Source organism: Hymenobacter crusticola (genome assembly GCF_002154225.1).
Lineage (GTDB): Bacteria > Bacteroidota > Bacteroidia > Cytophagales > Hymenobacteraceae > Hymenobacter > Hymenobacter crusticola.
Map to the genome: position 1 here is coordinate 381,076 of NZ_MTSE01000003.1, position 21,509 is coordinate 402,584.

Here is a 21,509-nt window from a genome sequence, read left to right on the forward strand (position 1 = left end):
GCAGGCCCTCGGTTCTGATTGAGATTAAAGAGTCAGGTTTCTTATATAGCACGGTATGATGGGCTTAGTGTAGTTTCAGACCTAGCCCAACCAAGCAGACTCCCTTTTATGCAAAAAGCCCTGGCAGCTGCCGGGGCTTTTTTTGTTGTACCGCTGTGGGGCGCAATTCTGCGGTACTGCGCTAATTGCTTAATCTGACGCTACTTTCGCTCGCCTTTCAGCGCCTCCCGGATACCGCTCAAACCACCGGCAATGCTTTCTAGCTTGTCCAGCATTTGCAGGAGCTGGCCGGCGCCGGAGTTGCGCAAGTTCTCGCGGAAAGTGGTTTTAATTTCCTGCCACCGGTTTTCTTCTGCGGGGGTGAGCCAGCCAAGCAGTTCGCGCAGCTTGAGCAGGTTGGCTTCGGTGGCGCTGGTCAGGGTTTGAGCTTCGCCCTCGTAGTGGGAGGCTAGCAGCTGCTCAATTTCTTGTGCATTCATCACGGGACGCACTTTTTCGGCCAGCTTGTTCATGTTGCGGTAGGAGCCTTGGAGTTTAAACGGCGGCTCGGTGCGGTAGGCGTCGGCCTGGGCAGCGCTGGCGATGTAGGCGGCGTTTACGCGGGCCACTACGTCGCGCAGGCGCACCAGTTTTTGCAGCACGGCCACGTATTCATTCAGCTCCTCGGGAGCGTGGTTGCCTTCGAAGCTGAGGCCATCGGCTTGGCCAGTTTCAGCAAGGCGGATGAGGGCGGGCACGTCTTGGGGACTCTGGGTGGCTAGGCGAGCGAGGGCCGTGTTGCTGGTAAGGGCGTTTTCGAGGTAGGAGAGGCGGAACGCTTCTTCGGAACCCGCCGTGAGAATGTCCCCTAGGTTGTAAATGTCGGCGCGGTTGGCGAGCATGTCGGGGATGCGAAATACCTCGCCGCTCTCCGTGTAGGGGTTGCCGGCCATCACCACGCACACCTTACGGCCGCGGAAGTCATAGGTGCGCGCCCGGCCCTGGTACACGCCCTCAATCTTGCGCTGGGCGTCGCAGAGGGAAATGAACTTCTGCAAGAACTCAGGGTGGCAATGCTGAATGTCGTCGAGGTAGATCATCACGTTGTCGCCCATTTCGAAAGCTAGGTTCAGCTTTTCTAGCTCCTGCCGTGCACCCGCATTAGGCGCTTGCGCCGGATCGACGCTGGTGACGGCGTGCCCGATAGCCGGGCCGTTGATCTTCATAAAAATGAGCCCTAGGCGGTTGGCCACGTACTCCAGCAAGGTGGTTTTGCCATAGCCCGGCGGCGAAATGAGCAGCAGCAGGCCCATCAGGTCGGTGCGCTTGCCCTCGCCGGCTGTCCCGATCTGCTTGGCTAGGTTCGCCCCGATCAGGGGGAGATATACTTGGTCGATGAGGCGGTTGCGTACGAAGGAGGTGAGCACACGCGGGCGAAAATCTTCGAGGCGCAGGTCGGCAGCGGCTTGGGCTAGCATCTGCTTCTTTAGCTCCTGGAAGGCCTCAAATTGCGGAACCGTACTTTGGTCGTAGTGCAGCAAGCGCCGCCGGAAATCGGGGAAATTAAGGTGGTATTCGCTGACTGCCGCGGGGTTTTCGTTGTTTGTCGCAATCCGTGGGTGCGTGCCCTGCAAGCCGGTTAGCGTTTCGCGCAACGGAGTGTGCACCACCCGTGCCGCCTCATAGGTGTTGGTAAGCAGCAACACGGCGCATTCGTTGCAAAAATCTGCCAACGTAGTAGCCGCGGGCGCCTGGCGTAAGTACGCTTGCAACCATTGCCGAATCAGCAGCAGCTGAGCCGCGGGCTGATCTTGCAAGCCAACGACTGACTGCTGAAACAACTCCGTCGCCTGCCGCCCCTGCAAGGACTTCTGGAACTGCTGGTACAACTCCGCTGCCTCCGCGGCGATAATGAAGTTGCCAGTGTGGGTTAGCTCGTGAAACAGATAGTCGCCCGCTTCGAGCACCTGACCTAGGGTAAACAAGCCCGTGGCTTGCGCAAAGCTTTCCACGGCCGCCTGTAGCTCCGCTTTAAGCGCATCAAACTCCTGCGACTCGGGAAAAACCTGGAGTAGCACGCCGATGCCCCGCAACTGCCGCTCCCAGTGCGTCCGTTGGTCGGGGTCGGCAAAGCGCAGCCAAAACAAGCTAGCAGCGGCGCGCGTGTCGGCGGGGTAGCGAAGCAAGTCGGCGCTACGGGTGAGGCGCACCAAGGCCGCAAGCAACAGCGCCGCATCGTGGTCGTGCACTCCTTTCAGGTAGCCTTCCTGATAGCGCGGAGCCATAAACTGTTGCACATACGCGAGCAGCTCCGCCTGGCTCAAATGGGCTAGGTCAGAAATGGACAGCACGGCGGGCCGACCCGCATCCAGATCGGCGGGAGCGGGGTGCTGCGCCGCTTGCAGGATGCGCCAAGCTAGGTATTCAGCCCGGTACACCTCCTGGTTTTCCGACACGGCCGTTTGCTCCCACACCCCGCGAGCCGCCAACACGGCTGGGTTGTCCACTTTCTGGAAGAAGTTGGTGCCGGTGAGATGAAAGTGCAAGTCACCGTCGCGCAGCACTATTGTTAGGTCCAGGGGTTGGGTATTGACGGTAAAGGCGTGAGGACCAAACCTGATCGTCTGGCCACCGTCGGCAAACAAATCGGCCCGGTCGCGGAGCTGGCGCACGGCATCTTCGCGCACGGTTTTTAGGCGGCTCTGCACGTCGTCGGCCTTCACGGAGTCACCTAGGTTGAGCAGCTCCTGGGCGGTCTGGCGCACCTTCTCCACCATTACATCGGCGGCAAAATATCCGTTGATGTCGGCCACCGATTCCAGGCGACTCACGCGGCTCTGCACCGCTTTCAGCAGACGCTCGGCGCTTTGCAGCAGGGCCGTAGCGCGTTGGTTACGGGCCGCGATTAAGGCTACTTTCTTGGCTTCAAACGCTTCTACCACCTGCTCGCGCCGACTGGTTAGCTGGCTCAGAAACTGGTCGAAATCGGGGAATTTTCCTTCCAGCTCCTCTAGCTGTACCATGAGCTTGGTGAGGTACTCGTCGCACTTGGCGGGCGTGTCGGCTAGGTCGAGGTAGTTGGTCAGGGCCTGCTCCAGCAGCTTCAGCTGGGCCGTAAATTCGGCTTGCGCCTCGGTGCCGGCCAGGGCTTGCCGCCGCCTTTTCAGGGCCGCCCGAATCTGGTTGAAGCGGGCATACACCGTGGAAATGTTGTCGATGATGGCCGTGGTTTGGGTTGGGTCGGGGATGGGCAAGTTGCTCACGACCTCAATCAGCAGCTCCAACTCCAGCGCTACGGCGGCAGTTTCCTGCTCGCGTTGGTCGGCTTCCACCGTTTTCTGCACTTGCTCCACGCTGTCGGCAATGGCCTGCACGCGCTGGCTGTAAGGCGCAAGCGCGTCGGGCTTTAGCAGAAACTCCACCGTTTGGGTGGCTACCTCTTTGCTGAGCGTATCGAGCGAGGCGGCGTGCTGCTCCACGGCGGGCAGTTCCACGTAGCGCAGCTCCTTCAAGGAAATTACTTGCCCGCGGACTGCACGCAGCTCGCCCAGTAGTTGCACAAACTCCGTGACGGTATCGGGCGCGGCCCGGCGAATATGGGCCGTCAGCTCATCGGCTTTTTGGAAAACTTCCTGGGTTTGCTGAGCCGTGTTTTTGCGAATGCGCTGCACCTTCTCAAACTCCTCCACGGCCGCCGTGGCCGTCTGGCGGATTTCGCTCAGCGGCTCAGCTAGGTTTTGGGCCGCTGACTCGCGCAGCCAGTGGTACGCATCCGTGAGGGCAGTTGTTTGGCGGATGAGGTCGAGGTAGAGCCCGGCGTAGGAGTCGTCTTTGCTGGTGAGTGTTAGCACCTCCTGCACCTCACTCATGGCCCGCACAATCTCCTTGTTGCCTAGCTTATACAGGTACGAATCGGACGTGACCGGCAGCTCAAAATCGGGGGCGGTGTAGGGCGTCTGCCAGATCTGGACGGCGTGGTGCTTCTTGGGCTCATCGTCGGCGCGGAAGTAGCACAGCTCCCCGTTTTCAAACAGCGCGTAGCCGTGGCACACAATCGGGTTGTCGACGCGCTGGGCAATGCGGTTGTAACTCAGCAGCAGGTACGTGCCGGCTTCCTTCTGGTAGAAGACGTAAAGGAAATCTTCTCCGTTGGGCGAAGCGAGGCGCTTCTCAAACAGCATGTCGCGCAGAGCATTGTCGAAGAGCTTGTTGTCGCCCGTTTGCAGGTAAAAGCCGTGGGGAAAGATGATGCCCTGCCCGTCGGGCAGCAGCACGCACGCCTCCGCCAGCGCATCGAGGCGCTGGGCCGTTTTGAGCTTGTAGTTGAAAATAAAGTAGCGGTACTGCTGCTCTTGGTACGGCCGAATCTTGAGCAGAATGAGGTTGCCAACAACCGCATAGTAGATTTCTGAGTCGTCGAGCGACTGATCTTTGTCGTCGACAGGCTCAGCCAAAATACCTTGCCCGGTAGTGGTGTTGTCCTCAACTTTGATGGTCAGGTCGCCGCCGATGGTTTCCACGAACACCTTGTCTTCGATGCTGATGTGGGGGTGCTTGCCGCCGCGCTGCATGTCACGCGTGGCGCGCTTCCACTGAAATTCGTGCTGGGGCGGGAAGGTGTACTCATGGTCGGAGCGGTTGTCGAGATAGGTAAGCTGGTCGCCCTGCACGAGCCACTTAAACGTCTTCACGTCGGTGCTGCTCTTGCCCACCCGAAACACCATGAACAGGTGCGCGCCAATGACGGCAAACTTCACAAACTGCGTGTTCTTGTAGTAGCGGTACAGATTGCGAAACTCCTCCAAGAACTGCGGGTGTTGCAACAGCTCTAGCCCGAGCGGCCGAAAGTCATGTTCCTGGTACTCGTACACCCCAAACACGTCGGCTAGGTCCGGCTCTGCCTTCAACCCGAGCACCACGTTGTACCCAAAGATGAACCGTTGCCCCACCGGCACCATATCCCAGGGCACACAGTTGTTTTCGGTGGTAATGCGGCCCGTACCGATCAGACGCGTATCGACGGCCCCAAACACCTGCTTACGTTCCTGATTAAGAATATCCAAGCGCTGACGCAAGTCGGTACTACTCTTGACCAGACGGTTGCGCAGGATTTCGTAGGTGCCGGTTTCGAGTTGGGTAGTTTGTTCCATATAAGCAGCCCGAGCATTCGCTAGAGCTATGACTAGAAACTAGTTCCTCTCCTCAGATGAGGAGGGGCTAGGGGTGGTTGATAATGGCCGAACGATACAATGAAAAGTCGCCTCAATAGCTGCCAGGATGCTGTTGATATCCTGTAGCACGAGTTTGTTTTCAAACCGTAGCACTTGAAAACCTAGCTTTTGCAGGTCAGCATCCCGCTCCGCATCCTGCGCCTCGCCACTGGCTGTAAAATGCCCAGCACCATCTAACTCGATTACCAGCTTTTCCGCCGAGCAGTAAAAATCCACGATATATGGCCCAATGCCATGCTGGCGCCGAAACTTGCGACCGGCTAACTGACCGCGCTGTAACGCTTTCCAAAGTAGTGCTTCAGCAGGAGTGAGGTTGCTGCGGAGTGTGCGGCGAGTTTCTTTCTGATAGCCTAGGTTATGGATATGAGCAGTATTGGCCACAGTAGTATAGTGTTAGAGCTAGTTCCCCTCCTCAGATGAGGAGGGGTTAGAGGTGGTTGAAACACTAGAACTAAAAACTAGAGTTAGTAGGTCGTTCAGATGCGTGGGTCAACCACCCCCAACCCCTCCTCATCTGAGGAGGGGAACTAGTTTTCTAGCTCTAGCCAGGATAGTTAACCTTATTTCAGCTCCAGCATCTTCGCGGGCTTGTCGCTGATGCCTAGGGCGGTGGCAGTGCTGGCTAGCTGCGTGATGGTGCTGCGGGTGGCGTCGTCGCTAGCTTTGTTCATCATTTTCAGCAGCAAGGCCGAGACGCTGAGGTTTTTGACTTCCTCGCTGCTGAGGCCGAACTGATCCACGAAGCGGCGCAGGTTGGTTTTGAAGTCACCCCCGCCGTTGCCGTCGAGCGAGAAGAAGGCGTCCTTCACGGTACCGAGCACCTCGGAGTTGTGCACGGTGCGGTCCACCATCTTGCCCTTGGTAATCGAGCCGATGATCTGGTCGAAGAACATCGTTTCGCCACCCACAATGTCAATTTTGGCGGCTTTGAGGGCTTCACCAATAACATCGGCTTGCGAGGCGGCAATGTCTTTCTGAATGCTGATTTGGGCCAGCTCCACCGACTTCTCTTTGTCGAGGCGCAGCTTGAACTCCTCGTGGTCTTTGCCCACGCCGTCGAGCTTCTTCATGGCGTCGGCCTTGGCTTCAATGCCCTTGGCTTCTACCGCAAACTTCTGCTCCGACACGGCGGCTTCGGCCAAGCCTTTTTTCTGCTCGGCATCGGCGCGGGCCTGAATGATGTCGGCGTCGGCGAGTCCTTTTTCGCGGTTTACTTTCGCCGCTACCAAACCTAGCTTCTCGTCGGCTTCGGCTTGGGCGCCGGCTTTGGCCTGAATGGCCTGGGCTTCAGCCGCAGCAGTGAGCTGTAGCACGGTGGCTTGCGTTTCGCCTTCTTTCTGGCGGGCAGTGGCTTTGGCTTGCATCACCTGCGCTTCGGCCAGGCCCACGGCAGCGGCTTTGCTAGCTTCAGCTTCGGCTAGGGTGCGAATGGCTTGCGCTTTAAATTCGGAAGCAGCTTTTTCCGCTTCGGCATCAATCAGAGCCTGCTTGGCGCGGAACTCAGCGGCTTGCTTTTCCATGTCGGCATTGCCGACCAAGCTCACCGTGGCAGCCTCGGCCTGCTGCTTGGCCGCCGTAACGGCCACCAGCTTTTCGCGGTCGGCTTGCGCTTGGGCGCGGGTGTCTTTAATTCTTTCCTCTTCGACCACCGTGGCTTTCTCCACCGTGATTCGCTCCCGAATGATCGTCTGAATATTCTTTTTCTCTTCCTCCAGCGCCTTCTCTTTCTCGATCTGGGCTAGGGCCACAATTCGCTCCCGCTCGTTGGCTTCGAGAGCTTTGGCCTGCGCAACGCGTTCGGTTTCCACGGCGTCGGTGCGCTGCTTGTTGCGCTCGGCTACCAGCACTTGCCGGTCGCGGTTCTGCTCGGCAATGCGCACTTCCTCTTCCGTGGCAATGCGCGCTTTTTCCGATTTGAGGCGTTCTTCCTGCTGTACTTTCTCCGCCTCCGCCAACTCGCGAGCTTTGATGTTGGCAATTTCGCGCTTCTGCTTTTCCTGGTTTTCTATCAGCTGTTTCTCCAGCTGTAAGATGGTTTCCTGGGCTTCAACGTCTTGCTTCTTAATCGTTTTCTGCTGCTCCCGCTGAATGGAATTGGCCTGAATCTTCTGCTCCGAAGTAAGGGCAATGATTTTCTTGATGCCTTCGGCGTCCAAGATGTTGTCTTGGTTGAGCGAGGTGAGCGGGGTTTGCTCTAGGTAGTCGATGGCGCAGTCGTCGAGCACGTAGCCGTTCAAGTCGGTGCCGATGATGCGCAGTATTTCCTGCTTGAATTGCTCGCGCGAATTGTACAACTCAATGAAATCGAAGTGCTTGCCTACGGTTTTGAGGGCTTCCGAAAACTTCGCGTCGAAGAGATTTTCGAGGGCCGCGGGGTCGGAGGCGCGATGAGCGCCGATGCTCTGGGCCACGTTGAGCACGTCGTCGTGGGTTTTGTTGACGCGCACGAAGAAGTTCACCTTCACGTCGGCGCGCATATTGTCTTTGCAAACCAAGCCTTCGGAGCCGGCCCGAGAAATAACGATGGTTTTGAGCTTAATATCCATTACCTCTAGCTTGTGCAGCACCGGCACCACGAAGATGCCGCTAAACGACACTTTGGTATCGCCCATGCCCGTGCGCACCAGCGCCTCGCCTTGCACGGCTTTTTGGTACATGCGCGCCACAATGGCAATGAAACCTAGTAGGAGGACGGCGAGGATGATAATCACCGCCAACGATAGTTGTTCTAACATGAAAGTATGGAGTAGGAGTAGAATCAAATGAAGAAATAAAGCAGGGGTAAAAGGCCGTTCTAGGAGCCAACTGACCGTGTAGAGAAGCTAGGGGCGGCCAGACGGAAAGGCAAGTTTCGGGCCGAGGCTAGCTTTATAGCAAACCGGAGCCAAGGGCTAGGCTAGCTCGTAAGGCTCGATAAGGTAGCAGCGTTGCTCGGCGTCGTAGTCGATAACTAGGGCCGAGTCGCCTTTGCGCAACTCAGCGGCGGCCGACGCGGCGCGCACGTTTAGTATGAGCGGGGCGCCATTGAGCAACTTCACACTGGCTTGGCCCAGCCGCTCGCGCGTGGTGGGAAGTAGTACCGTGCACACCTTGCCCAGCGGTTGGGCGCCCGAGTCGTGGTTCTTCTCTAAGGCATTGAACAGGCGCACAAAAGGCGTAGTCAGCACCTTGGCCAGCAGTAGGCTTCCTGCAAAAAGCGGCACTAACAACAACAGCCCTGGGAGCAGGGCCGTGTTGCCGAGCGAGTAGTTCAGCAGGATGCTACCCACCCACAGCGGCAGCGCCACAAAGCTGACAAATACCATCAACGGCACGCGCCCTAGGTTAAAGAAGCCGAGCACATGGTTCAGCCAGGAAACTCCTATACCGTCGGGGCTGGCGGCGTGCCCGTGGTGCGGCCCGTCGAAGTCGTGGCTGGTGTCGAGGTCGAGACTTTTGAAATCGAGCAGGCCCACAATTACCGTGAGCCAGTAAAGCAGAACAAAAACCAGCAGCCCGGTGGGAAGCAGGTTGGGAGGTAAAACGGCCGCGCGGAGAAGTTCAGTCATGCGGGAAAGGCGACCAACAAAAAGAAGTGGGGTGTCGGATGCGAGCGACGGTAATGTGGTGTGCTGGTTATCAATCTATTCCAAGCCTAGCTTGGCTTTGAGGGCTTTCAGTTCATCACTGGCTTTGCCCGAACCTTCTAGGCCGAGTGCCTTGTCAATCTCCTGATCGACGCTGCGGTTTTCCTGGGCGATTTGACCGTACGATTCGGCTAGCGCTTCTTCGGCGGCAACCTTCTCCTTCATGCGCTCGAGCAACGCCACCGTGCCCGACGAATCGATTTGGGCGAGCTGTTGATTGATGGTTTTGGTGGCGGTGCTCACCGTCACGCGGGCTTTCAGGGTTTTCAACTCGTTTTCCCACTGGCTAATGGTCTGCTTGAGCTGCTGCACGTTCTGGTCGAGCTGCTGGGCCGTGCCTTCAAACTGCTGCTGCTCAGTGGTAGCGCGGGTGTGGTGCGCTTCGTGTTGCGTTTTCTTGAGCAGGGCTTCGCCAGCTAGGCGGTCGGCTTCGGCGCTGGCAATTTCCTGGCGCTGAGCTTTCTGAAGCAGCAACACCGCTTTGTTTTCGTAGTCGAGGGCGCGGGCGTGCTCGGCATCGGCTTGGTTGCGGGCCCGGATAGCTAGGGCTTTTACTTCGGCCAACGCGTGCAGAGCTTTGTCAAGGTCTTGGCGCAGGTCGCGCAGGCTTTGCTCCGTCATTTTGATCGGGTCTTCGAGCTGGTTGACGGCCGAATGGGCTTCCGCTTGCCCAATCTTGAAGAGGCGGTTGAAGAGGTTCATAGCAGGTAGTAGAAATAGCCCGCAGCCGCTGCCCCGAGCCTAGGTGAGAATGACGAATTAACCTTTGGAAAACTGAATGAGCTCGTCGCTGAACTCGCTAAGCAAAAGCGCCAAGGAATTGATTACGGCCTCCAATTCGGGCCGGTCGAGGTGCTCTAGCTGCAGTGTGTCGCGGAAGATGACTTTGCGGCCCGTTTCATCAAGTGCGAAAGCCCCGTGAATGATGTCGCGGTTCTTCTGAAGCAAACGCTGGTACACCTCGCAGCTAGGCTCCGGCAGGTCCAGTAAATACTGCTCCATGATCAGCAGCGGGTCGCCGCACCCTAGCACCAGATGGTCAATGCCGAGCTCCGGCTTGCTCACTACCAGCACGTTGTTGGCCGCATCCACACGGCGGATATCAAAATCTAGTTCGAGTAAATAGGTCTGGATTGTAGTAAAGTAGGATGTGGCCATACTATAGAAGCGAAGAAACAACGCTGAAAAACATTGTGAAGAGAGCGTTTGGGTAGTTGCTCAAAAAAATAGCGGCCGTCAAAAAATGATCTGTATTTATCCTGTAGATTTGCTCTACAAGAGTAAGTAAAAACTATATATGCTCAAAGCTTGAGCGAAAAATAATCTGCACGATGTCGTTTGTCGGTAAAAACATTCGTAAGATAAGAACGGTGAAAAAGCTTAGCCAGGCGGCATTTGCGGAGCTTTTTGGCCTGGCTAGACCTAGCGTAGGTGCTTACGAAGAAGGCCGTTCGGAACCCAAGATGGAGACGCTAATTCAGATTGCTCATCATTTTGGCTTGTCTGTAGACTTGCTCATAACAAAAGAGCTGACCGTAAATGAGCTGTATCACTTCGACATATTCAAACAGCCTGAGCAACCGGCGGAGGTACCGGTTGTCGCGGCCCCTGTGCTGCCGGCGCCGCAATTGATTTCTACGCTCTTCGTGCCGGCCGACCGGCGCATGGAATACGTCGTGCACCACCATGACTCGGCCTTTCTTAGCACGTTGCCGGTGCTGACGTTTCCGCGCCAACTCGGGCCGAGCACGCGCGCTTTCGAGATTGTGGGCGCCGAAATGCAGCATCAGCAGCAAGGCTTGCGTCACCAAGACGTTGTGCTGTGCCAGGGCGTGGATAGTGCCGCCCCTAGCTTGCGGGTGCACCGGGTATACGCCTTCGTGACGCAGCGGGGCTTGTTGGTGCGGCGGCTGTCCCAGCGCCTTTCCGACAAGGTGCTGAAGCTGCGCGCCGATAACCCCGACTACGGCAGCGAGGAGTTTGCCTTGGAGCAGGCTCTCGAAATTTGGGAGGTGAAAGCCAACTTCACCACGCACCTGCGGCCGCCCTCGACCATTGAGGAGCGCGTAAATCGCCTGGAGCGGCAGGTGGAAGAGTTGTTAGCTAGGTTAGGTTAGGCAAGATTTTACAACAAAACGCCCGAGAAACTACTAATAGCCTGTTTCTCGGGCGTTTTGTTTCAGTTGTGAGCAGCTTTGGTCAGATGCGCCGCTTCAAACGCATTGAGGTGCGAAACAGCTCGCCATCAGGTCGGCGCACGATCAAGGAAACGGCTCGGCCGTCGCCGGATTGGAAGAGTTGGTTGATCTGCGCCAGGGTGAAGCCTTCAGCGGGCTTAATGCCGATCGAAACGAGCTCATCATGAGGCTTCAGACCCGCGGCGGCAGCCGAGGAGTTGGGCGCGATGCTCGTGATAAGGAACCTGCGATACTCAGGGCCAGTAGCAAGCAGTTGGGCGCCACTCATGTCGTACTCGAAGGCGCGCTTATGCATGCTATTGGGCCGAAGCAACAACTGGTTGTGCGGGTAATCAATGACGATGTTGAACCGGCGTAGGGCGTCAAAACCTAGGGTGCCGTTGCGCGGGATCTGAATACGGTGGGCAAAATTGCTCGAATCAGGAAACGACGTGAGCAACGACTGAATCTGGTAGCTGCCAAGCTGCAGGGCTGGCACGCGACCTAGGTAGCCCGTGATGGTGCCGCTCAAGCTGCGCCCAAGTTCGGTGCGCAACCGGCGTGTTGGCAGGTGCAGGCGTGGGTCGGAGGAGGTTTCCAGCGACAAGGCGTGGCCCGCGCCCGTGTCCAGCACCAGCTTAATGGGCACCGTTGTCGAATCCGCTAGGTGGATGGTCGTGGTGAGATAGGGCTTAGCGTCTTCTATCAGGATAGGCAAGCTTGTCCAGCCTTCGCCTTTGAGCGGCGCTTGCAGCGTAGGATCCGAGAAGGTAATGCGCCCGACCCGCGGCTGAATGGTCACGACGAAGCTGCGAAATAGGTCGTAGCCCAAAATGCCGTGCACCGGCGTACCCATCAGGCTAGCTAGGTCTAGCACATCTTCCGTGACGGCAATGAAGGAGAAAGTAGGCGCTTCAATACCTGCAATATCCACGCGTACCGGCTTGGTACGGTAAGCCGTGATGGGCGCTTTTTGGCCCACGCCCGCCAAGCTATAGGCTTTCGAATCGGGTTGCAGGCCTAGTAGCTCGCTCACCTTGGGGTCGGTGATGAGGGAAGAAGCCGCGCCGGTGTCAAGCAGAAAGTTGAACGGACCTAGGCCGTTGAGCTTAGCCGAAATCACTATCAGGTCGTTCTGGAGTTCATACGAGATGGTGACCCGCTGCAACTTGGCGCGCTTGAAGCGGAAAGGCATCTTCTGGGCGTAATTGATGCTGCGCCCTGGCTCGCCCGGCTGGTCTGGGTCTGCGGCTAGACCGGGCACGCTGAGTAGCAGGCACAAGCAGAGCAGTCTGCTGGCCCGGCACCGCAGCTGTTGGCTGCGCCGAAGTAGCACTCGAAGGAAAGTCAGCAGCACCTGCGGTGCTCCGGCCCAGTGGCTTAGCCCGTGTTCGTTCGTGTTCATAGCACCCAGAAGTTTAGCGTCTTAGACCAGAGCCACCGACGCCCAAGCGACGCCGCACAGCCGAAATCTGTCGCTATACAATCAGCTGCCAGGGCTTGCTTCAATGGCTATTGTGTGAAGTGAAGGTTTCCTGGTGTGAGCTGCCCGTTTGATGGCTGAAAGTGAGTAGGACCAAAGAGCCCACGAAAACCAGACGGCGGCGCGTCGCCTTAGTGCCAACGAGCTAGGTGCTATTGTTCAGCTAGTTGGCTTTCTGCATCAGAAAAAAAACGCTTTGCATAGCCGCGTAGGCAGCTTGTACAATAAGGCGTGCTTCCCGAAAAACAAGTGCCTTCCTTGCCCAACCGTCAAATTCTGAACGGCGGACTACTGCTATCCTTCACTCTGCCTATTGCTACATGAAAACAAGCCTACTTATGAGCTTCTTGCTCATCTTCAGTGTGGTGCATCAAGTACTGGCGCAAAGCCGAACTATCACGGGCCGTGTCACCGACAGTCAGTCGGGGCAGGGGCTGCCGGGCGTTACGGTGCTGCTTAAAGGAACTACCAACGGCGTCTCGACCGACGCCGACGGGCGCTACAGCCTCACCGTGCCCGAGGGGAATGGCACCCTCGCCTTTAGCTCGATTGGCTACGTGAACCAAGAGCGGGTAATCGGGGTAGCCAACCAAATCAATGTGCTGCTCGCCACCGACGCCCAGCAACTGAAAGAAGTGGTGGTGACGGGCTACGGCGGCTCTCAGGATGTGAAGGATATCACGGGCTCGGCGGCCAAAATATCGGAGGAAAAGCTGCTGAATCAACCGGTGCAGAGCTTCGACCAAGCCCTGACGGGCCGCGCCGCGGGCGTGCAGATCACCAACGCCAGCGGGACCCTAGCCGAGGGCGTTTCTATTCGGATTCGCGGAGCCAACTCCATCAGCAACAGCTCCCAGCCGCTCATCGTGGTGGATGGCGTGCCGACCAACTCACTGGAAAACGCCAACCAGTTTAACTCCGGCAACGGCACGCGCTACAACACCCTCGCCGACATCAACCCCAACGATATCGAGTCGGTGGACGTGCTGAAGGATGCGTCGGCGGCGGCTATCTACGGCTCGCGGGCGGCCAACGGCGTGATTATCGTGACCACCAAACGCGGCAAGTCGGGCCAGAACCACATTTCGCTCAACTCCTACGTGGGCATGAACGAAACCGTGCGCCGGCCCAAGCTGCTGAACGGTGACCAGTTTATCTTGATCCAGAACGAGAAGGCGCTGAACCGCTTCGGGCCGGGCACGCCCAACTCCGTCATTGCCCGCGACGTGGATTTGAACGGCGACGGCCAGCCCGACCGTACCGACTGGCTCGACGAGTTATTCCGCCGCGGCTTCTCGCAGAACTACCAGGTGTCGATGTCGGGCGGTACGGATAAAGCTAGCTACTACGGCTCCGGCGACTGGACCGACCAAAAAGGCGTGCTGGTCGCCAACCGCTTGCGCCGCGGCTCCGTCCGCCTCAACCTGGATTTGCAGCCCGTCAAATGGTTAAAAGCAGGCATCAGCTCCAGCTACTCGCAAACGCTGAACAACGGCGTACTGACCGATGGGTACCTAGCTGGCGCGACGGTGTCGGGCTACAATGCCTCGCCCATTTTCCCGGTGCGCGACGCCAGCGGCAACTACTTTCTCGATTCGTTCGGCAACCTAGGGGGCGACGTGTTCACCATTGATGGCACCGCGTACCCATTTTACCGCACCTTCCGTCTGAACGCGGTGAACCACCCCAGCGCCGTGCTAGCCTACCAGCGCAACGACAATACCTCCCAGCGCCTTTTGGCCAACGGCTACGCTACCATTGAGCCGGTTACGGGCCTGAAGATCACGACGCGCTTTGGCATCGACTACCTCCAGAACTTCGAGGACCAGTACAGCGACCCGCGCCTGTCGGGCCTAGGTCGGGCGCTCGGCTCGGGGCTGGTGCAGGATAATGACTTGCGGCAAAACCTCTGGAACTGGGCCAACTACGCCAACTACACCCGCACCTTCGGCGCCGATCACAACCTCGACGTAACCGTGGGGGTAGAATACCAGCTGGAAAAACAGCGGCAGATCGGTTCATACGCCGCCAATTTCGCCGATCCTAAGTTCCGGGAGATCTTGTCGGGCTTGTTCACCGAGCCTCTTCAACCCGACGGCTCGCGCTACACCCAAGGGTTTGATTCCTACCTAGCCCGCGTCAACTACTCCTTCGGCAATAAGTACTACGCCTCGGCCAGCTTCCGCGCCGATGCTGACTCACGCTTCGGTGAAAACAACCGGCGCGGCTACTTCCCCGGCGGCTCGGTGGGGTGGCGCCTCTCGGAGGAAGAGTTTCTGAAAGGCCTCACGGTTATAAACGACCTGAAGCTGCGCGCCAGCTACGGCGTGGTGGGCAACTCTAACGGCTTGCTGCCCTACGCCGCCCGCACGCAGATCGGGGCCGGGCAATATGCCGACATCAATGGCTTGAGCATCACGCAGGTTGGCAACCCCGACCTAGCTTGGGAGAAGTCGAAGAAGCTCGATATTGGCTTGGATGCCTCGGTGCTGTCTAACCGCGTTGGCCTGACCCTAGATTACTTCAATAACAACATCACCGACCTGATTCTAGACGCGCCCGCCCTGCGCACCACGGGCATTCCGAACTCCGTGGACTACGTGCGCACGGTGGTGACCAAGAACATCGGCTCGATGTACAACCGCGGCCTAGAAGCTACGCTGAACACCACCAACGTACAGAGCAGCACCGGCTTCCGCTGGACATCGGCGCTCAACTTCACGGCCATAAAAAACCGCATTACCACACTTGCTACCAACTTGCCAGTGCCCGAAGGACAGGCCGCCAACCCCAACGACGTAGTAGCGAGCAACCAGCGCGCCAGCGTGGGTCGGCAGCTAGGCGTGTTCTTTCTGCCGCGCTGGGCCGGCGTGAACCCCGCCAATGGTAACGCGCAGTTTCTGGATGCGGGCGGCAACGTGAAGCAGTACGACGCCGTGGCCCGGCAGTGGCTGACGGCCGATGGCACGGCTACCACGCCCATCAGCACCTCTGATTACAAGTACACCAGCAAGAGCGGCTACCCGACCTGGTACGGCGGCTTCGATAACACGCTTTCCTACAAAGGCTTGGAGCTAGGTGTTTTCCTGCAATACAGCGGCGGCAACATGCTCTACAATGCCACCCGCGCCGGTTTGCTTACTACGTATTACAATAATAACCTCACCGAAATTCTGGACCGCTGGCAGAAACCCGGCGACCAGACTAACGTGCAGAAGTTGGTGCTCCAGGATAACGTATCAACCCAGGCTTCAACACGTTGGCTGGAGAAAGGGGACTTCTTGCGCCTGCGGCAGCTTAGCCTAGGGTATAGCCTGCCCAAGCCCGTGTTGGAGCGCTTCAAGCTCAGCAACGTGCGCGTGTACGCGCTGGTGCAGAACGTGTTTGTGCTAACCGGCTACAACGGCACCGACCCGGAGGTGAACTCCAACCGCAACAACACGACCCAGGGCACCAACGGCAACATCGCTTTTGGCGTCGACAACCGGTCCGTGCCACAAGCCCGCAGCTACACCGTTGGTCTTAACCTCAGCCTCTAGCCCGCCATGACGACGATGAAAACCCTAACTTTTGTGTGGAAAGGGGCGGCGGCCCTGCTGCTGCTCCTCACCCTAGGTTGCGACGTGCTCAACCAAGAGCCACCCGCCAGCCTCACGCCCGAAGAAACCTTCAGCACGCCCGACCGCATCGAAAAGGCGGCCCTGGGTATGTACGATGCCCTACAAAACCCGGAGTTTCTGGGCGGCCGCGCCTTGATTTACAGCGATGTGCGCTCCGACGACACCGATCCGTCGCCGTACTTCAATCCCATTGCGAGCTTCTCGGCGCTGGCCAACGATATTCAGATAACCAACGGCTGGACTGGCGGCTACCGCACCATCTACGCGGCCAACTTCTTCCTGCAGAATTTCGAGCCGAATGCGGGGCTGGTATCGGCAGAGCTAGGAGCGCAGTACCGGGGCGAGGCCAAGTTTATCCGCGCCCTGACCATGTTCCACCTGGTGAACCTCTTCGCCCAGCCCTACAACTTTACGCCCGATGCCTCGCACCTAGGTATCCCGATTCAGCTCACGGCGCCCAATGCGGCCTCGGCGTATGAGGCTTCACAGCGGCTGTCGCGCTCCTCGGTGCGCGATGTGTACACGCAAATCGTCAGCGACTTAACCGACGCCGTCAACGGACTGCCTAGCTCTTACGACGACCCCGATTTTGCGAATGTGGCCCGGGCTACAAAGGGTGCGGCGCAAGCCTTATTGTCGCGGGTGTACTTGTACCAAGGCAACTACGCGCAGGCCGCTACGCTAGCTAGCTCCGTTATCGGCTCGGGGTTGTACGCGCTGAACCCGGACCCCGCTACCACGTTTTTGCCGCCTTATAACACGCCGGAGTCCATCTTCTCGGTGGCCATGAACACGAGTGATAACCCCAATACGAACAACGCCATCGGCCAGCATTATAGCCCCACGGGGCGCGGCGACATCACCATCTCGCCCTACGTGGCCATTCCTACGTCGCAATTTCCCACCGACGATAAGCGCCGCACGAATCTGGTGACGGTGTCCAGCAACATCCCGTACACAGGCAAGTACAAAACCACCGGCGACTGGGTGCCCATCGTGCGCTACCCCGAGGTGCTGCTGAACCGCGCTGAGGCCCTAGCCAAAACCACCGGCCGCACCCAAGAAGCCGTGGACCTGCTGAACCAAGTGCGCAACCGCTCCAAAGGGGCTGGCACGCCCGCTTACACCCTCGGTAGCTTCACCGACGCGCCGGCCTTGATCAACGCCATTTTGTTGGAGCGGCGGCTGGAGCTAGCTTTTGAAGGCCACCGCTACTACGACCTGCTCCGCAACCGCCTGCCTATCCCCGCGCACAGCACCACCCCAACCATCCCGTACGGCGACAACCGCGTGGTGCTGCCCATCCCGCAAGTGGATCTGCAAAACAACCCCAACCTAGCCCAAAATCCGGGGTATTAAATTAGCAGTTGTTTGGGCGAATGGACGCTATTAAGGAAACCCTTTAACCGTCATGCTGAGCTTGCCGAAGCATCTCGCCCGCAGTAGTAACCGAATCTACTTTGGCAGGCGAGATGCTTCGGCAAGCTCAGCATGACGTTCTTTCTTAGCTTCTAGACACTTTTTGAACGACTGAATCTACTGGAAAGCACCGCCCGAACAGGTGGTGCTTTTTTATGGGATGTTGTTGCGGTACTTTGTCCCGCCATCAAGTGCTCTTGTTCTATGTTTACTACTCGCCCTGTACTCGTCACCGGCTCGTCGGGCCGACTGGGCCGTGAGACGGTTTTGCTGCTGCGCGCGAAAGGGTACACGGTAATCGGCGCGGACCTTATGCCGGCCCCGACCACAGATGCACTACTCGATATTCGGGATGCCGACGCCGTGCAGGAACTCACCCGCGGGGTTGGCGCAATTATTCACAACGCCGCGTTGCACGGCAAGCACTACGACCTACACGTGCCCCGTCTGGAGTTTGTCCGTACCAACATCGAAGGCACGCTGCATCTGCTCAACGCCTGCGTGGCCCACGGTATTCCAAAGCTGCTCTACACCAGCACTACGTCTATTTACGGCCAAGCGATGGTGCATCCAGACCAAGCCGTGTGGGTGGATGAGCAATTGGTACCGCAGCCACGCGACATCTACGATATCACCAAACAAGCCGCCGAAGCGTTGTGCCGAGATTTCTTCGACAAAGAAAACGTTCAGACGGCCGTGCTGCGCGTGTCGCGGTTCTTGCCCGAACCCCCAAATCTAACGCTGAATCATCGCCTCTACCGGGGGCTAGACGAGCGGGATGGGGCGCTCGGCCTACTGCTGGCGCTGGAACACGCCTTGGCCGGTTTCGACACATTCAATATTTCGGCGGGCAGTCCGTTCCAGCCCGAAGATGTAACGCAGCTGCGCCACAACCCGGCCGCCGTTATCCGGCACCGCCTTCCGCAAGCCGCTGACGTGTATGCGCGCCTAGGTTGGGTCTGGCCCGCGAGCATCGACCGGGTGTACAGCATCGACAAAGCCCAACGAGTACTTGGCTATCAACCGCGCTACACGGCCGAATACCTGCTGCAAGAAGCGGCAGCTACCGCCTCCGGTAGGCAATAGGCTAGGTTTCAGTTGAGTTCATCAATAGGCATCATGCCCAAACTCTCTGGAAATGCCCTAATCGCAAGAGTAGGGCATTTCCAGAGAGTTTGGGTAAGAACAATTAAGTTGTAATCAGGGCTTATAGCTGTTGCTTTAGCCAACGAATAGCTAGCGGTTTTTTGCCAGGAAGGTCTTCACGTTGTCGCGGTAGAAGCGGGTCCACTTCAAGGTGTGGCCGCCGGTGAGCTTCACCAAGTACTCGCCGTTGAAGTAGCACTCTAGCTCCTCCACGTAGTTTAGGTTAACGATGTAGGAGCGGTTGATGCGCGTGAAATCGGCCGGGTCGAGGCGCTGCTCTAGCTGCGTCAGGCTCTCGTAGAGCGTGTAGTTGCGCTTGAGCGTGTGCAGCGTGATATAGTTGCCATCGGCGTCGAAATATAAAATATCCTCGGCCTTGATAAAGAACAGCTTATGGTTGTCCTTCACCAGCATGCGTTTCAGGTAGGTAGGCTTCGTAGGAGGCTCTTCGCTCACCAGCAAACGCATGAGCATGTCGATGGTCTCCTGGGACTGGGGTTGGGCTAGGTTTGTTTTCACGTGGCAGAGCGTTTGATGAAACTGTAATTCGGTGAACGGCTTGGGCAGGTACGGCACGCCGCTTTCTTCCAGCGCGAGTAGCATGGGCTGGTCGGAGGCGGAAAGGAACACGACTTGGGGCTGAAAATACGGCCAGATTTCGCGGAGCACGCTGAAGCCATCGAGGCGGGGCAGGTGCAGGTTCACGAACACGACATCGGGGCGGTGGTGCAGCAAGGCGGTGAGGGCCTCCGGGCCGGTAGAGGCTTCTGCGGCTACCTGGAAGCCAGCAGCTTGCTCCAGGTAGAAACGAATTGATTGGCGCGTAGCTAGCTCGCTATCGGCAATAAGAGCCTGGTAACTCATGCGGTGGAGCGCTGAGAGAACAATAAAAAAAAGAGAAAGGAAGAGAATACGGCCGCGGCTCCACCTGCTGCAAGGTGGCTCCCGGTGGGAGCGAGCAACAGCGCCGAACTGCTGCTTGAAACCGCACATGCGCTGTGCTTACGCGTTAATCCCTCTGGTGAGGTTCAGGATGCAATAGCAACGGGCGTGCTATTGCGTCAGCTGCTTGGATAGATGCTTCGTTCGCTTGAGTGGTTGCCTATATAAAACAAAGACAAGCAAGGTTGCGGAAGGATGCATGTTTTTTACGAATTTATTCGTACAAGTAAAATGTAAAGCTATGTACCTAGGAATGAAGATAATGCAAGGCAAAGGCTGAGAACGGGAGTAGGGTGCCGGCGAAGGCAGATTAGCCTCACACGAGTAGACTAGAGCGGCCAGAATAAAGCCTTCTGGGTCGGTGTAAGAGGGCAGCGATGCGGTGGGTACCGCTCAAAAGTCGAAACGTTACAGCCAGGAAGGATTTATTTTTTGTTAACTGAAATCTGAGGGCAAGGTCGCTGAAGCTAGGTAGCACGTGACGGCAAGGTTTCCGAGCCCTTTTTGTGCTGGCGCCCTAAGTGATAAGCAGACTATGGCTGCGTTGGCACTGGCAACAGCACGTAGTTTCCCGAATCAGCTTCTTTCACTACTTGCCAACCTTCGTTCAGCTGTAGCGTGTAGCCAGGGCCCGTCACCGACCTAGCCTGCATCGCGGCAGGATAGCCGACGCTTACTTGGTCCTGCTTAGGTCCTAGTAACGCGCCTTCTTCCACCGTTAGTATACCCCAAGAATCGGTTACACGCAGGGTGGAGTAGATGGTACCGGCTTCGGCAAGCGGCTGCGCGGTGCGCGGGTCGAAAGCGATGTTCAGTTGCCGGAGCGGAATGATCAGGTGCGGCTCCTCCACGAACTGGCGCCGATAAGCGGTGAGCTGCTGCTGCCGTTGCTGCTCCCGCTCCGCTTCTTGCGCCAGAATGGCCTTGCCACCGTAGCGCGACAACGCGCTGGCCGTCCAGGAAGCTAGGTTGCGCGGCATTGCCACGCCCAAGCTCGTCGTGAACAGATTGGTCAGGTCGGTCTGGTTGCTGATGCCGCGGTTCCAGTCGGGAGTACGCTTGCGCAATAAGTAGCCGTAGACGGGTACCGTTTGATACGCAAAAGAGCGCACGAACGACGGGGTCTGTGGAAAGTCAAGCAAGCTCTGCCGCAAGTAGGCTCCTGCCTCAGTTGCAGGCCGTTCACTCAGCACCAAGCCGGTATATTCGGCCAAGCCTTCGTTGAGCTCCAGCTGGTTTTCGGCGGCAGTTGCGTTTGGGTACAGGCTGCGGCGATAAGCCCGGAAGGCGAGGGCTGCTCGCAGGTGCGCAGTCGTCGAGCGCCGTGACTGCGCCAGCAAGGCCCGGCGCAAAGCGGCTAACTCTAGCTGCAAGTAAGCGCGGGCAGGCGCCTCGTCTAGGTGCGCGTTGTCGGCCTCCGGTGACGTAAGCTGTAGTTGGGGCTGCAACCGGTGAAAAGATTCATGCGCCAACAAGCTTACCCGCTCAGAGGGGTCCGCTGGCAAGGGCAGTTGCACCATCGCCCATCGGCGCCCCGCCCACTGCACGGCCGTATTGGCCACGTTGACGGCTGCCGGCAACTCACCCTCGTACAAGCCCGCTGCCTCGTGCAACACCCCCGCCGAATCGGGCGCATTCGCCACAATCCGTCGTGAGTCCGCCGTTACCAGCAGCAGCGGGCCGTACAGCGGAGTGCCCCAGAGCTTGCCGCCGTCGTGCTGACTTGCGGCCTCTAGCTCAGCAAAGGCTTGCTTGGCTAGCTGCTGGTCGGGCGCTAGCTGCCCTAGGCTCGTGCGCGGCGCGGCCAGCAACCCGAGGCCGCCCAGCAGCCAAGGCACTAACCGGAAAGGAAGGAGGGCAGGGCTTTTCATAACAGAAAGTACGAA

13 protein-coding genes are annotated in these 21,509 nt (G+C 58.0%); 4 read left to right on the top strand and 9 right to left on the bottom strand.

All coding sequences use genetic code 11. The features are described from left to right. Positions 1 to 200: 200 nt before the first annotated feature. From BXP70_RS07900 to BXP70_RS07925, 6 genes are all read right to left on the bottom strand, one after another. Complete coding sequence (locus BXP70_RS07900; protein ID WP_086593488.1) at positions 201 to 5,129, bottom strand: DNA repair ATPase; 4,929 nt, start codon at positions 5,127 to 5,129, stop codon at positions 201 to 203. A gap of 39 nt (positions 5,130 to 5,168) precedes the next feature. Continuing rightward, positions 5,169 to 5,591 carry an endonuclease domain-containing protein gene (locus BXP70_RS07905; protein WP_086593489.1) on the bottom strand — a complete coding sequence of 141 codons (423 nt, stop codon included), beginning with the start codon at positions 5,589 to 5,591 and terminating at the stop codon, positions 5,169 to 5,171. A 179-nt stretch (positions 5,592 to 5,770) separates the two neighbouring features. After that, positions 5,771 to 7,945, bottom strand: coding sequence for a flotillin family protein (locus tag BXP70_RS07910; RefSeq protein WP_179197620.1), 2,175 nt, complete (start codon positions 7,943 to 7,945; stop codon positions 5,771 to 5,773). 156 nt (positions 7,946 to 8,101) lie between these two features. Further along, on the bottom strand, positions 8,102 to 8,758 hold the full coding sequence (locus BXP70_RS07915; RefSeq protein WP_086593490.1) for an OB-fold-containig protein: 657 nt from the start codon (positions 8,756 to 8,758) through the stop codon (positions 8,102 to 8,104). A gap of 75 nt (positions 8,759 to 8,833) precedes the next feature. After that, entirely contained in the window at positions 8,834 to 9,538 is a 705-nt protein-coding gene (locus BXP70_RS07920) for a PspA/IM30 family protein (protein ID WP_086593491.1), read from the bottom strand. 57 nt (positions 9,539 to 9,595) lie between these two features. Beyond that, positions 9,596 to 9,994 (bottom strand): CesT family type III secretion system chaperone, encoded by a 399-nt coding sequence (locus BXP70_RS07925; protein ID WP_086593786.1) that lies wholly within the window; start codon positions 9,992 to 9,994, stop codon positions 9,596 to 9,598. Positions 9,995 to 10,167: 173 nt separating this feature from the next. Between BXP70_RS07925 and BXP70_RS07930 the strand changes: the two genes are divergently transcribed. After that, positions 10,168 to 10,953 carry an XRE family transcriptional regulator gene (locus BXP70_RS07930; RefSeq protein ID WP_086593492.1) on the top strand — a complete coding sequence of 262 codons (786 nt, stop codon included), beginning with the start codon at positions 10,168 to 10,170 and terminating at the stop codon, positions 10,951 to 10,953. An 82-nt stretch (positions 10,954 to 11,035) separates the two neighbouring features. On the opposite strand, the gene BXP70_RS07935 is transcribed toward BXP70_RS07930, so the two are convergent. Then, the gene (locus BXP70_RS07935) at positions 11,036 to 12,418 is read right to left on the bottom strand and encodes an aspartyl protease family protein (protein WP_086593493.1); all 1,383 of its coding nucleotides are present in this window, start codon (positions 12,416 to 12,418) and stop codon (positions 11,036 to 11,038) included. Between the two features lie 398 nt (positions 12,419 to 12,816). Here BXP70_RS07935 and BXP70_RS07940 point away from each other — a divergent pair, with 398 nt between their 5' ends. The 3 genes from BXP70_RS07940 to BXP70_RS07950 all read left to right on the top strand — a co-directional run bounded on the left by BXP70_RS07940 (position 12,817) and on the right by BXP70_RS07950 (position 18,621). After that, complete coding sequence (locus BXP70_RS07940) at positions 12,817 to 16,035, top strand: SusC/RagA family TonB-linked outer membrane protein (RefSeq protein WP_086593494.1); 3,219 nt, start codon at positions 12,817 to 12,819, stop codon at positions 16,033 to 16,035. A 15-nt stretch (positions 16,036 to 16,050) separates the two neighbouring features. Then, positions 16,051 to 17,475: a RagB/SusD family nutrient uptake outer membrane protein gene (locus BXP70_RS07945; protein ID WP_179197621.1), complete on the top strand. Its 1,425-nt coding sequence runs from the start codon at positions 16,051 to 16,053 to the stop codon at positions 17,473 to 17,475. A gap of 264 nt (positions 17,476 to 17,739) precedes the next feature. Further along, on the top strand, positions 17,740 to 18,621 hold the full coding sequence (locus BXP70_RS07950) for an NAD-dependent epimerase/dehydratase family protein (RefSeq protein WP_086593496.1): 882 nt from the start codon (positions 17,740 to 17,742) through the stop codon (positions 18,619 to 18,621). 150 nt (positions 18,622 to 18,771) lie between these two features. Here BXP70_RS07950 and BXP70_RS07955 read toward each other — a convergent pair whose 3' ends face one another. Together BXP70_RS07955 and BXP70_RS07960 are read right to left on the bottom strand one after the other, a co-directional pair. Continuing rightward, positions 18,772 to 19,545, bottom strand: coding sequence for a LytR/AlgR family response regulator transcription factor (locus BXP70_RS07955; RefSeq protein WP_179197622.1), 774 nt, complete (start codon positions 19,543 to 19,545; stop codon positions 18,772 to 18,774). A 611-nt stretch (positions 19,546 to 20,156) separates the two neighbouring features. Further along, complete coding sequence (locus tag BXP70_RS07960) at positions 20,157 to 21,494, bottom strand: hypothetical protein (protein ID WP_086593498.1); 1,338 nt, start codon at positions 21,492 to 21,494, stop codon at positions 20,157 to 20,159. Positions 21,495 to 21,509: the final 15 nt, after the last annotated feature.